12 protein-coding genes and 1 riboswitch are annotated in these 12782 nt (G+C 35.9%); of the genes, 8 read left to right on the top strand and 4 right to left on the bottom strand.

Annotation, left to right across the window (positions count from 1 at the left end; translation table 11 throughout):
* Nucleotides 1-3: 3 nt before the first annotated feature.
* On the bottom strand, nt 4-792 hold the full coding sequence (locus tag M3189_RS14830) for a Cof-type HAD-IIB family hydrolase (RefSeq protein ID WP_251634859.1): 789 nt from the start codon (nt 790-792) through the stop codon (nt 4-6).
* Nucleotides 793-913: 121 nt separating this feature from the next.
* Between M3189_RS14830 and M3189_RS14825 the strand changes: the two genes are divergently transcribed.
* From M3189_RS14825 to M3189_RS14805, 5 genes are all read left to right on the top strand, one after another.
* Nucleotides 914-1636, top strand: coding sequence for a polysaccharide deacetylase family protein (locus M3189_RS14825; RefSeq protein WP_251634858.1), 723 nt, complete (start codon nt 914-916; stop codon nt 1634-1636).
* Nucleotides 1637-1797: 161 nt separating this feature from the next.
* A riboswitch (cyclic di-AMP (ydaO/yuaA leader) is annotated at nt 1798-1940 on the top strand.
* A gap of 108 nt (nt 1941-2048) precedes the next feature.
* Nucleotides 2049-2444: a sporulation protein gene (locus M3189_RS14820; RefSeq protein WP_251634857.1), complete on the top strand. Its 396-nt coding sequence runs from the start codon at nt 2049-2051 to the stop codon at nt 2442-2444.
* Between the two features lie 107 nt (nt 2445-2551).
* Nucleotides 2552-2935, top strand: a complete 384-nt coding sequence (locus M3189_RS14815) for a hypothetical protein (protein WP_435368089.1) — start codon at nt 2552-2554, stop codon at nt 2933-2935.
* Nucleotides 2936-3059: 124 nt separating this feature from the next.
* Complete coding sequence (locus M3189_RS14810) at nt 3060-4568, top strand: aminotransferase class V-fold PLP-dependent enzyme (protein WP_251634856.1); 1509 nt, start codon at nt 3060-3062, stop codon at nt 4566-4568.
* A 65-nt stretch (nt 4569-4633) separates the two neighbouring features.
* Nucleotides 4634-5131, top strand: coding sequence for a L,D-transpeptidase family protein (locus M3189_RS14805; RefSeq protein ID WP_251634855.1), 498 nt, complete (start codon nt 4634-4636; stop codon nt 5129-5131).
* 207 nt (nt 5132-5338) lie between these two features.
* Here M3189_RS14805 and M3189_RS14800 read toward each other — a convergent pair whose 3' ends face one another.
* On the bottom strand, nt 5339-7744 hold the full coding sequence (locus tag M3189_RS14800) for an immune inhibitor A domain-containing protein (RefSeq protein ID WP_251634854.1): 2406 nt from the start codon (nt 7742-7744) through the stop codon (nt 5339-5341).
* A gap of 595 nt (nt 7745-8339) precedes the next feature.
* Between M3189_RS14800 and M3189_RS14795 the strand changes: the two genes are divergently transcribed.
* Both M3189_RS14795 and helD read left to right on the top strand, forming a co-directional pair.
* Nucleotides 8340-9233: a hypothetical protein gene (locus M3189_RS14795; protein ID WP_251634853.1), complete on the top strand. Its 894-nt coding sequence runs from the start codon at nt 8340-8342 to the stop codon at nt 9231-9233.
* A gap of 184 nt (nt 9234-9417) precedes the next feature.
* The gene (gene helD / locus M3189_RS14790) at nt 9418-11745 is read left to right on the top strand and encodes an RNA polymerase recycling motor HelD (RefSeq protein ID WP_251634852.1); all 2328 of its coding nucleotides are present in this window, start codon (nt 9418-9420) and stop codon (nt 11743-11745) included.
* 37 nt (nt 11746-11782) lie between these two features.
* Here helD and M3189_RS14785 read toward each other — a convergent pair whose 3' ends face one another.
* Nucleotides 11783-11920, bottom strand: coding sequence for a BA3454 family stress response protein (locus tag M3189_RS14785; protein WP_251634851.1), 138 nt, complete (start codon nt 11918-11920; stop codon nt 11783-11785).
* An 84-nt stretch (nt 11921-12004) separates the two neighbouring features.
* Here M3189_RS14785 and M3189_RS14780 point away from each other — a divergent pair, with 84 nt between their 5' ends.
* Complete coding sequence (locus M3189_RS14780; protein ID WP_251634850.1) at nt 12005-12481, top strand: GNAT family N-acetyltransferase; 477 nt, start codon at nt 12005-12007, stop codon at nt 12479-12481.
* On the opposite strand, the gene M3189_RS14775 is transcribed toward M3189_RS14780, so the two are convergent.
* The gene (locus M3189_RS14775; protein WP_251634849.1) at nt 12478-12708 is read right to left on the bottom strand and encodes a hypothetical protein; all 231 of its coding nucleotides are present in this window, start codon (nt 12706-12708) and stop codon (nt 12478-12480) included. The two genes, M3189_RS14780 and M3189_RS14775, sit on opposite strands and share 4 nt — an antisense overlap.
* Nucleotides 12709-12782 lie beyond the last annotated feature (74 nt).

Genomic DNA, 12782 nt, shown 5'->3' with positions numbered 1-12782 from the left:
CGTTTACTTAATAATCCCCAATGTTTTTAAACCATTAAAGATACCTGAATCTGTTACGGAGGTGGTTTTATGTTTAGCATATTGAAAGAGGTCTGGATGGCCATTTCCCATAGCAAAACCTTCACCAACACTCAGGAGCATTTCTTTGTCATTCATCCCATCACCGAATGCAATTGCGTTTTCCTTCTTTATGCCGAGATGCTTTAGGACATATTGAACGCCAATGCCTTTATTGACCTGATCTCTAATCACGTCATAACAATGAAGCATACCTTCAAGGTTTACTTGTGATAAGTGGACTTGATCATCATTTTTATATAATGCAACATCTTTTGATTCTAAATTGATCAAGGTCATTCCGAGTACTTCATAATTCTTTGAGGGTGAATAGGAGTCGTTTTTATGTAAATGAAACTTTTCAATGAATTCTTTCACACAATCTGTTTCTAAATCAGTGAATATATTTTGGTCCTTCGTATATAAGACAAGTTCATGTTGATTTTTACTTGCTACATCAATAAATTGTTTGACACTCTCCGTGTTCATTGGCTCTTGAAACAGGTCTTTACCCTGATAAATAGCAAACGCACCATTGTATCCAATGAGGGAATGGACATTTAACTCTTTCGCGAGTTCCCTGATTTCGTGTAAAGGTCTGCCGGTTGCTAAAAAAACTTCTATTCCTTTTTCTTGAACCTGACGAATTGAATGGATGGTAGTATCCTCGATGGTATCATCCGGCTTAATGATGGTTCCATCAATATCTAAAAATAATACCTTATAATCAGCCATTAAATCTCTCCTAAAATAGATATGTTCTTTCAGTTTATCATGGTTATTTACAAGATAAAACATACAGATTGAGGAATACTAGGTAAAACGAACATTGATAAAAAAGGGGAGACTATACTGTATGTTAAGACTAGTAGTTATTATCTTTCTACTTTGCTTGCCTGAACAGGTCTTTGCACAGCAAAAGGTACCTATTTTAGTTTATCATTCAATCGATAATTATTCCGGTCATGGGTCTAAGGAGTTATTTGTAACTCCGGAGAATTTTGAAAAGCAAATGACCTATTTGAAAAATCAGGGATATCAGTTAGTAACATTTGAACGGTGGCATGAACTTAGTAAAATCAAGAAACCTATTTTTATTACCTTTGATGATGGATATAAAAATAATCGTAACGCTTTTGAAATTCTTCAGAGGTTAAAAGATGATACATTTAAGCCAACAGCAACCTTTTTTGTAATATCGGATTTTGTCGGTAACATGAATCGGTTAAATCAATCAGAATTAAGAATGATGTCGGACTCTGGTATGATTTCTGTTCAGTCGCATACAGCTACACATCCAGATCTGACAAAGTCTGAAAATCTCTATTATGAATTAAAAGGTTCAAAGGAGAAAATAGAAAAGATAACAGGGGAACCTGTTATTGCCTTAGCTTACCCATATGGAAGTTTTAATGAACGTACAGCTTCAGAAACGAAAAAGTATTATTCAGTTGGATTGACAACAACACCAGAAATTTATTCAAAAAAGGGTATCAAAAACGAGGATTTTTACCTGCCACGTCTTTATGTTAAGTATTCAACCAATTTAGAGGATTTTGCAAAATTAATTATAAAATAAAAATGGAACAAAGTTTTCAAATATCGATGATTCATGAGCAAACACTAGAAAAATCATTGTTTTCATTTGAATTTGGAGATTAGGCAGTTAATTTAGGCAAATATCACTCTTTACAAGTAATCAGGTTGAGGATAAAATTAGCGTCATAATCAACAAGAAATTAAATATTTCGGCCAAAACCCATCATTTTTGGGTACGGAGGAACCAAATTACTGGGGTTAATTCTACAATTTGTAGAAGGGATGAGAAACTCTTTCGCCATCCTACCCGTCAGCTAACTTCGTCGGCTAAAGCGAAGGAGGTCATGGACCGCCAAGTACAGGGGGCTTTTTTTGTTTTCATAAACACTTTAAGCAGCTTGACTTACTGTTGGTCTTTTATTTATGCCTATTTTAGGGAACAGGTGAAGAAAATGACATTCAAAGATTATTTAACAAAGCTAAAGATTGGTTTGCCAAAAACAATGGTCCATTTGGATAAAAAGGTATATGAAGCCGGAAGTGTTATTAACGGTACCATTGAGATAACAGGTGGACTGTTAAAAAATAAAATAAAAAGATATGATATCGATCTAGTAGGGATTGATTCCCAGGCATTTGTGGAAGAAATAGTAAATAGTCATTCCGTTTTCTGTTCTCTTGAGTGTAGTCCAAACCAGACTGGAAAAATTTCGTTCTTAATCAATGTACCTGACGATATTAAAAAAAATCAAAACTCCTTAAATTATTCTTTAAATATTAATATTGATTTAGGAAATGCAAACAATATTACGCAAAATGTCCCAATTATGATAGATGCCGTTTCATAGTATGTATCTATTAAACTAGTTATTTCTTGTAAATCGGAATATTATCCTATTTAATGATATAGCTTTGTAAACTACTAGAAATTAGGCTGTAAACAATAACCGTTATAATGAAGGTAACAGTAGACTTTATTAGGGCGGGTGCAATGATGGAAGACACAATGGTTAAATCTTATTTACAGAAATCACTAGAAGAGTGGAAGGATGATATTTCAATAGTCCTAACTGAAATTGATAAAGAATATGAAGAAGTGGCACAAGAATTAAAGGTATACTCATACAAATACGGAATTACCAAGCAGGTTATTCAATCAACTGTCAACGAAGAGATAATTGAAAGTATCCGCCAAAGGTATCATAAACCGTTTGAAGAAAGTTATAACCAATTAAAAGAGTATATAAAAGATTTGGAAGAAAAGCAGCGAGTTTTTCACATGTTTGTTCAGAAGATTGATGAAGTGAATCGCAAGGAATCATCAAAAAATACAAACTAATAAAGAAGGTAAAAGTCTGGTCCATTCGGATCAGGCTTTTTTTATCATAATTTGGGAAATGTCGGCAAGAGAAAAGCGGGTTGCATATAGTAATTAGCAGGATTCATTGGAGAGGAGCCGAAGTATGATTACTGCAAGGATTGGGAGTAAATGGTATACAATGCCAGATAATCTTGAGACGTATTTTCATAAATATAGGTCTCAAGTTATCGGTATTAACCATGAGTTTGACTCCCCATACGGAAGAAAACCGATTATTTATGCAGATTGGACGGCAAGTGGAAGGTTATTTAGACCAATTGAACAAAAAATCACAGAGGTGTTTGGGCCATTTATGGCAAATACGCATACGGAATCCAATATTACGAGTCTGATGATGACTGGAATTTATAATCAATCAAGAAAGATCATAAAAGAACATGTTAATGCTAATGAGTATGATGCGGTCATTCTTGATGGATTTGGGATGACATCTGTGATGAATAAATTACAAAGAATAATGGGAATTAGGGTCCCGGAACAATGGAAGGACAGGATTACACTTTCAGAGAGGAATAAACCGATTGTTTTCCTGACACATATGGAGCATCATTCCAACCAAACCTCTTGGCTGGAGACATTAGCAGATGTTGAGATTATAAAACCTGACTCAGAAGGACTAGTAGATATAAATCATCTAGAACAACTTCTGTCACAGTACCGTGACCGAGCAATTAAGATTGGATCCTTTACGGCATGCTCGAATGTAACGGGAATACAGACACCGTATCATAGGCTGGCCAAAATCATGCATCAGCACGGAGGTCTATGCTTTGTTGACTTTGCAGCCTCAGCACCTTATGTGAAGATTAATATGCACCCAGAAGACCCTATGGAAAAACTCGACGCCATTCTCTTTTCTCCACATAAATTTTTAGGTGGACCCGGTACGAGCGGTGTCTTGGTTTTTGATAAAAGAATTTATACAAATAAGGTGCCAGATCATCCAGGAGGGGGGACGGTGACATGGACAAATCCTTGGGGTGGTCACCAATATATTAAAGACATTGAGCATCGTGAGGATGGAGGAACACCAGGAATCCTTCAGGCGATCCGGGCAGCTTTGTGTATTAAATTAAAGGAACAAATGGGAATAGAACAAATCTTAGCGAGAGAGAAAGAACAGTTAGAGCTGCTTTTATCTGGATTAGCGAATATTCCTAATCTGCATGTATTAGAGAGTCATCAACGCAATCGAATCGGAATTGTTTCATTTACCATAACAGACATTCATTACAACCTTATTGTCCGTTTGCTAAATGATCGATTTGGTTTTCAAGTCCGCGGAGGCTGCTCATGTGCAGGAACATATGGTCATTATTTATTGGAAATCGACAAGAATAATTCAAAGAAAATCGTTGAAAAAATTAATCAGGGGGATCTATCTACTAAACCAGGTTGGATCCGGTTTTCCCTGCATCCCATTATGACCAATGCTGAAATTATTTTATTTGTAAAAGCCATGAAAGAAATAACCAAGAACATTAACGAGTGGAAAATGGATTATGTATATGATCCAGTCAGTAATGATTATTTCTATAATCAACATGTCCGAAGGGATATGTCACCTCTTTTTGACCTAACTGGTCTTTGACACCTTTGTTATAGGCAACGGTTATGATACTCCAACATATGTTATAAGAAAAAAGGTGGGATATCATGATTCATATTGTGAAGCGGGGTGATACCCTTTACCAAATCTCTTTGGATTATCGGGTAAGCCTCGCAAGTCTTTATGCAGCCAATCCAGGGGTCAATCACCAGCAATTATATGTAGGACAAAAAATTCAAATCCCTGGTCTGCCAGATCCAAATACCATTCCCTATTCGATACAAATTTCGGTTGGGAAAAGAAGACTTTCATTATACCGGAATGGAAAGCTTGAAAAAATCTACCCGATTGCAGTAGGAAAAATGCTCACAGCTACTCCGACTGGAGAATTTGTGATTGTGAATCGACAGATGAATCCAGGTGGACCTTTTGGGGTATTGTGGTTATCGTTATCAAAGCAGGGGTATGGTATTCATGGCACCAATAATCCGAGTTCGATAGGTAAAGCAGTTTCTCATGGTTGCGTTCGAATGCATAATCGCGATGTTCTTCAGCTTGCCGAAAAGGTCCCAAACGGCACAAGGGTCGTTATCAGGCCAACTTAATACATGTATAAGGGTCGATGGTCGGCCCTCTTTTTTCTTTTAAGAAAGTGAAGCCATTATGTTTATATTGAACTGTAGGATAGAAAGATATTTATTAATGATAGAAATCCAGACAAACAAGGATTTTGTTTGAACATGTAAAGTAAAAAGCCGAATTAACTCAATAAAAAGTCTCACCCCCATAGAAGGGAGGTGAGATTTTTTCGTTTATTTGTAGATTACAATCGAACCAACTGATTTGTCTTTTGCTTGTCCATTTACACGTACCTTAAGACCAAAGTTACCAATGCTGCGTCCAGCATCTGGCATGAAAGAATTATCAAAAGAGTTGCTGTCATTAAATAGGGAAACCGCAGGTTGGCTTGGACCAAACAATGTTTGAAGACCTGGATAGTCTAGATTTAATCCAGAAGTTGGATTTAAACCAAATGCTGCATCTGCAATATGATAGCGAGTAGATGCTTGAACTGGTAATGCGCCGTTTGCAAAGCTCCATTGTAAGTCGGTATTTGGATGAGCATCTACAACCCCTACAAAGCCTTCACCAGGGTGTTCTCCTGTCCAGTTATCAGTAAAGCTGTCATCAACATACCAAACAACTAACCCACCATCATAACTCATTAGGGATTTACCACGCGCAATATGAGCAAGACCTTCATCGACACCATTATGGTTACGCCATTCAAGGAGATAGTAATGATCTGTTAGTTTATTTCCATCCATCTTTGTAAAACCATTTATAGTAAATGGAGATGTGACAGTTTCCCCGCCATCGTCTACTAGAGTTTGTCCATCAGCAACCACTTTGATATTATCAGCAAAGAAGCCAATGAAAGAGGTACCCCAGTCAGTTGCATATCGAAGTCGAAGCTTAATTTTCTGATTTTTATACTCTGATAAATCAAAGGATTGTGCTTGCCATCCGTTAGAATTACCAGTGAATCCCGGCATAGAAGTTAAAATCGTTGGATAACCCTCTGGAACAACATCCGAACGGGTATTTCCATTTCCTAGTGAATTCCAAGTTGCACCGTCATCAGTTGATACTTGAACGAAGGCGAAATCCCATTGTGGTTCAATATCATACCAAGCATCAAAAGTAAGTGTAGCAGAAGTTTTGCCTGTTAAATCAACATCAGTTACCATATTTGTATCCGTTTCATCTGCTTGTCCACCCCAATATTCGATGCTGCCCGAAGCAGGAGTGTTTACTGGTGTTTTCTTTTGTGGCAAGTTTACTTTTGCCGCAATTGGATTTTTACCATTTGGTGAGTTTGCTTGATCTAGTAAAACTTGTGTTCCTTTTGTAGATACTTCATTCCAATCTAATTCAACCGTGTCATTTGTCCAGTTTCCACCTAGATAGGATTGGAAATATGATTTTGCCAATGGAGAAAATCCAGTTGGTTCTGTACCGCCAATTTTACCTGCCCATGAACCACTTGCCATGATTGACCAGTAAGCAACTGCTTCACCAGTGCCAGAGTACACGGTATCATATTCATCAGGGTAACCTAAATCATGACCGTATTCATGTGCAAATACACCCGTTGCACCGTCTTCTGGCATCATTGTGTAATCGTAAAATCCTGGTTTTCCTACCCCTAAGCCATCATTATCAACAAATTTTGCTGAACGGTGTGACCAGATGGCATCATTTCCTAATGAACCTCCACCAGCTTCTTGACCAACACCAGAGTGGATAATCATTAAGTGGTCGACTAAACCATCGGGTTCATTAATATTTCCATCTCCATCTAAATCATGAACATCTTCATTGTCATATTGTTCTACTGGAACCCCAGCAGCTAATGCAGCTGCGTAAGCATCAATTACTAACTGCTTTGATCCACCTGGAGTAACATTATCATGACCACCGGTTGCTCTATCAGCACCATAAAACTTAGCAGTTCCAGGAACCTTTAGCCAACCATAGGCTTTACCATCAACTGAGTAAGTTCCGCCTGATTGCTCTTCGTAAAATTGTTTCATTGAGACAAAATCTTCACCGTTTGGACCTTCTACACCATCTTCACCAAAAATCATATCTTCATAGTGTCCTAATGGATAATCTGGATAATAGTTATCCGTTTCAGTAGGCTTAATGTTATTATGAGCAAAGTCAGAATATTCTACAGCTAGCACAAGAACTTTGTCTTCTCTAGCTTCACCAGTGTAATCAGATTCCTGAACTGGGTCTGGATTACCTTTTAGGTGTCCGTTTTTCTTTCCAGTTCCATTTAATAAACCATTGTTAAATTCTTTAAAGTTATTTTGCTTTTCTGCTTCAGCTTTTTTTACTTTTGCCGCTAATGGATCTGATTCCTTAACTTTGGATTGCTTACCTTTTAACTCAAGGTAGTTTTTTAGGAACTTTTGCTTAACTTCTTCAGAAGCATTTTTTGAAAGCAGCCCTTGTTTAATGAATGATTCTATTAATCTTTCTTCATTTACAATTGCTAAATCTAGTGAGCTGTTTGACGAAAAAGAAGAAGCTTCCGCTTTATGTATAAGTCCCACTTCCTTAGAAGAAGCATCGATACTTGGAAATCCTGCAAATAAAGTACCAGCAAGCATAACAGAAGAAAGACTAGTTTTTATAAACTTATTCAAATGTATTCCCCATTTCAGTGTTTTTCGGCCGTATTAATATAATATTTTGAAAATTAGGACAAAACAATAGGGAAATTTCCCCTAATTTTAGGCACTTTAATTAGTATTTAGGTCTAATTGCATGGGGTTTCGACAAAAAACTTGGTTATTTTGTCTAAACTAGCAAATTATCAAGAAAAATAAATGTATTATTAAAATAATAATAAAGTATTTTACAGTAGTAATTAGATGTGCTTTACTTGAAAGTCATTTGAACACCAAAGAAGAAGTAATAACTAGGAGTATGGGGAACAATTTTTTTATTTAGCAAGGAAAAACAATACTGTAAAATCTTATTAATTATATGAAAATATCATGGTTAATTAACTATTATATCGATATATTAAAAATTGACTGCAAATATTCTCAGAAAATGCTACAATCGACTAAAAAGTAGGAATACTTCAACAAATACATACAAATTGAGGAATTGAAAAAAAATTAAAAGCTCTCTTACCGGAGAGCTTTTTTCAATGTTGTAGACGAAATGTTGGAATGAAACGGGTAGAAATTCAAATACTACCAATAATACTGCTTAATGAAATGGGAAATGTGTATGAAGAAACCAAAACAAAATAAAATACCCTTTATTATCTTGTTCCTTATCCACTCCACTCTTCTTGGTGTTTCTTTTTATAAATCTAAAAGTAAAAAGCACTTATTTACTCTTTTAATGTCAAATATCGGTTTTGCTTATTTACTGGAGTTTTTTGTATTAAATCTTTTTAAAGCTTATAAGTATAAACCAAAAGTGATGAAAAGTAACTTTTTTGATAATATTTTTGGTGCTATATTATCACAGGCAATTTTTGTCCCATTTACTGCTGTATTCTTAACTGTTTTCAAATTAGGGTGGGTATGGAAACTGCTTGGTGGTGTTTATTTTACACTAGTGGAGATTTTGTTTTTGCGGTTAAAAGTATATAAACATTATTGGTGGAAAACCGTCTACACCTTAATTTTGATTCCTATATACTTTAACATCAGTGATTGGTGGAATCTATTTTTAAGTAAGAAGAATCCAATCATTCGCTTTATTTCACTGTTTTTAATGATCATGGTAACAGAAGCCAATTTATTATTTGTCTTTGCGGCAACACGTAAGATTCGTTTCGGATTTGGCAAGTATCATTCATGGACAGAGCATTTTATTATCGTCCCATTTTATGCAATTTCCCTTGCTCTTTTTTCAACTATGTCCTTCTTGAAAGAGAATAATTGGAATTCAAAAATAAGGGTTTTGGTAATGAGCGTTGGGTTAGATTGGTTTTTTAAAATATTTAAGCTTTCAAAGGGGAAATTTCATGGTATAAACTATTTTTCTATACGTATTTTAGTGATATTACTATATGGGAAATTTAGAGATTGGGTTTATGTAGGGAGTAAAACTGATAATATACAGGATTTTGAGGTTGAAAAGGGAAACAAAATAGTGACAAATCAGGAATAGACATAAAAAAAACGCCTTCTGGGCGCAGGATTTATATTGAAATCACTAGGTAATCATGATAAAATAAATTTTGGTTTTGGATTTTATTTTCAATAGAATAAAAATTACCTAATAATATATTAGCACATCAAGTGTGTGGATGTCAAATATATAAGGGAACAAAATTTGTCTGGAGAGTGGTCAAATGAGCGGAACCCTGAATACGGACTTGCAAATGGAGCAGGAACGAGTAAGTTCAGTAATTAAGGAAATTGATAAAAAAAAGAAAAAACTCCAGCAAAATACTGGAGGAGTTAGTGCGGATGTCCTAGAGCTTCGAAAGACATTCTGGGAAGATGTAACGGTTAATATGGATGAGCCAGATGATGTTATTGAAACAGCCGCCAGCATAAAACAACAGGCAGAATTGTTATCAGAACGGGAACGAACATATAAACAAATGGATAAACAGCTCCGTATCCTTGAACGCTTAAGTTATTCCCCTTATTTTGGTCGGATTGATTTTTTGGAAAATGGAGAGAAGAACGTTGACCATGTTTATCTCGGAATTGCTTCCCTTATGGATGAAAATGATGAGAATTTTTTAATTTATGATTGGCGTGCCCCTATTTCCAGTCTTTATTATGACTTTGCTCCTGGACCTGCTTCCTATCATACATTGGATGGTAAGATTGAAGGGGAGATGAATTTAAAAAGGCAATTTATCATTCGAGCGGCCAATATAAAAGCTATGTTTGATACAGGAGTAACGATTGGGGATGAAATGCTTCAAGAGGTCCTTGGAAATAATGCTAATGCACAAATGAAAAGTATTGTAGCGACGATTCAGCGAGAACAAAATTTAATTATTCGAAATGAGAATAGTAAACTCCTTATTGTTCAAGGGGTAGCAGGCAGTGGTAAAACATCTGCTGCACTTCAGCGTGTTGCTTATTTGCTTTACCGGTATCGTGATACGTTGAAGTCTGAAAATATTATGCTGTTCTCACCGAATCCATTGTTTAACTCTTACGTATCCACGGTACTCCCTGAATTAGGGGAAGAGAACATGGAGCAGGCTACCTTCATGGAATATTTAAATAGTCGAATCGGGAATCAATTCGAAGTAGAGGATCCTTTTGACCAGATGGAATTTTTACTTAACAACAAGGAAGGGCATTCAGATTATCAAGCTCGGGTCAAAGGAATCCGCTATAAATCAAGCCTAGCGTTTAAACAAGTTATTGATCAGTACGTCATTGATTTATCTAGGAAAGGTCTGCTGTTTAAAGATTTGATTTTCCGAGGCGAGATTGTCATCTCTAAGGAGGCAATCTATGATTACTTCTATTCGTTAGATAATAGTTTTACCATTCCTAATCGGCTAGAGACGGTAAAAGATTGGCTATTAAGAGAGTTAAAGAGAAGAGTTAAACAGGAACGTTCAAGAAGCTGGGTCGAGGAAGAAGTTCAATATCTTGATAAAGAGGACTATTTAGAGGTATACCAAGAACTGCAGGAGAAAAACCGTTTTACGGATAAGAGTTTTGATGATTTTGAACTGGAACAAAAATTTCTTGCTGAAAAAGTTGTGAAACAAAAATTCAAACCGTTATTTACTCGAGTTAAAAGGTTGAATTTTATCGATATGCAGGGATTGTATAGACAATTATTTAAAAGGGGGACTGATAATAACGAAGTCCTTCTTGATGACTGGACACAGATTTGTTTACAGACTGTTGAAAAGGTAGCAGACTTTAAAATTGCCTATGAGGACGCAACTCCTTTTGTCTACTTGCAGGATTTGCTGAAAGGCAGGAAATCAACAACAGGGATACGTCATATTTTCATTGACGAAGCGCAGGACTATTCACCCTTTCAGTTTGCTTTAATAGAAAGGCTCTTCCCGTATAGTAAAATGACACTTCTTGGCGACTTCAATCAAGCTATCTTCTCAGGTGCGACAGGGTCACCTACGGTAATTTCGGATTATGCACAAGAGGGAGAAGACGTCGAGAAAATTGTTTTGACAAAAACCTATCGTTCCACGAAGGAGATTGTAGAGTTCACCAGTTCCCTGATTGAAGGTGGAGAAAGCATCGAACCTTTTAATCGACATGGTGAAAAGCCAACAATAAAAAAAGTTGAGCCACATTTACTAGATGGGTTCATTTTGGATAAAATAAATGAGTTTTTTAAAGAAGGACATAGGACGATTGCGGTTATTTGCAGGACGGCTGCAGAGAGTAAAAAAGTATATCATGCACTTAAGGATGAAGTTCCATTACATTTAATCGAGAAGGCTACCATCGCATATGAAAAAGGCGTTTTGGTAATTCCATCGTATTTAGCGAAAGGAATCGAATTTGACGCCGTTATTTTATCTGACAGTTCTCAATATAGAAATGAAAGTGAACGAAAATTATTTTATACCGTCTGCACCCGTGCGATGCACACGCTCCATATGTTTATAACAAATGAACTGAGTCCATTAATGAAGGATGTTGCGGAAACGCTATATAATGTAGAATAAAGAACAAAAAACAGCGTCCAAGAAATAGGACGCTGTTTTAGTTATTTTGCCATTGCTTTTGAACCTGTTCATAAGCTAGACGGTAAATTTCTTCTTCGGATGTGTTTGGGTTGGCTAATACGTTTGTTAAATAGTTTTTTCCCTCATAGGTTACTTTAACATTTACTTGAAGCATACTATCACCTTTCTCATTTTAATTTGTATGACATTTAAAGTCATTGGTATAATTGTTTTAACGATCAGAAACAGGAGGGACAACATGTCCGTACACTTTGAAGAGATAACCAAAGAAACGCTATATATTGCGCTTGAAATCATAAATTCTAATTCACAGTATAATCTCATTGAAAATGAACGTGCCCATAGGGAACTTGCAGAAATTGAAGAAAAGTTGTTAAACACTGACACTACTAGTGTATTTATCAAGCTGGATGATACCTATATTGGGGTTATGGATTACTTAATGGAAAATCCAAAAGATCAATGCCCGTGGCTGGGACTTCTGATGATTCATGGTGATTACCAAGGATTTGGTTTTGGAACACAGGCATATGCACTTTACGAAAGTGACATGAATGAAAGAGGGTTAGCGCGGACTCGCATTGGAGTCATTAGAGAAAATGTAAAGGCGAAACAGTTTTGGGAATCATTAGGATTTCTTTATATTAAAACAGCAATTAGTGAAAATGGCAAGGAAATTTTTATTTATGAAAAAAACTTCCCGAAGGAAGCTTAGACCTCAAGTAATAAAAATTCCTCTGCGAATCTTTGAACCTTCATTTTGTCTATTGTGTTCTTCTTTAATGCAGATTCTGCCATTACTAAATGGGCTTGAATGGAAGCAATTCTTTTTAATTCTCTAATGGATACATCTCCATTCAGTAATTGAATGGCTTTTTCTTGGATGTCTGGACTCTTAGAAGAATGATACAGGAGAAAAGCAATACAAGTAACTTTGTCCAAAATCAGCACTCCTTTTAACAAGAATCGAACATTTCTTAATAAATTCGACGAAAGCTTGAAATAATCCTTCAAAT

Source organism: Neobacillus niacini (assembly GCF_023715415.1).
Classification (GTDB): Bacteria; Bacillota; Bacilli; order Bacillales; family Cytobacillaceae; genus Neobacillus; species Neobacillus niacini_C.
Note: the sequence above shows the minus strand (reverse complement) of the source record. Positions and strands in the feature narration are given on the sequence as shown.

What these genes read in the sequence shown, in the direction of transcription:
- M3189_RS14830 (WP_251634859.1), bottom strand. Translation starts at nt 792, where the DNA reads ATGGCTGATTATAAGGTATTATTTTTAGATATTGATGGAACCATCATT.
- M3189_RS14825 (WP_251634858.1), top strand. Translation starts at nt 914, where the DNA reads ATGTTAAGACTAGTAGTTATTATCTTTCTACTTTGCTTGCCTGAACAG.
- M3189_RS14820 (WP_251634857.1), top strand. Translation starts at nt 2,049, where the DNA reads ATGACATTCAAAGATTATTTAACAAAGCTAAAGATTGGTTTGCCAAAA.
- M3189_RS14815 (WP_435368089.1), top strand. Translation starts at nt 2,552, where the DNA reads ATGAAGGTAACAGTAGACTTTATTAGGGCGGGTGCAATGATGGAAGAC.
- M3189_RS14810 (WP_251634856.1), top strand. Translation starts at nt 3,060, where the DNA reads ATGATTACTGCAAGGATTGGGAGTAAATGGTATACAATGCCAGATAAT.
- M3189_RS14805 (WP_251634855.1), top strand. Translation starts at nt 4,634, where the DNA reads ATGATTCATATTGTGAAGCGGGGTGATACCCTTTACCAAATCTCTTTG.
- M3189_RS14795 (WP_251634853.1), top strand. Translation starts at nt 8,340, where the DNA reads ATGAAGAAACCAAAACAAAATAAAATACCCTTTATTATCTTGTTCCTT.
- helD (WP_251634852.1), top strand. Translation starts at nt 9,418, where the DNA reads ATGAGCGGAACCCTGAATACGGACTTGCAAATGGAGCAGGAACGAGTA.
- M3189_RS14785 (WP_251634851.1), bottom strand. Translation starts at nt 11,920, where the DNA reads ATGCTTCAAGTAAATGTTAAAGTAACCTATGAGGGAAAAAACTATTTA.
- M3189_RS14780 (WP_251634850.1), top strand. Translation starts at nt 12,005, where the DNA reads ATGTCCGTACACTTTGAAGAGATAACCAAAGAAACGCTATATATTGCG.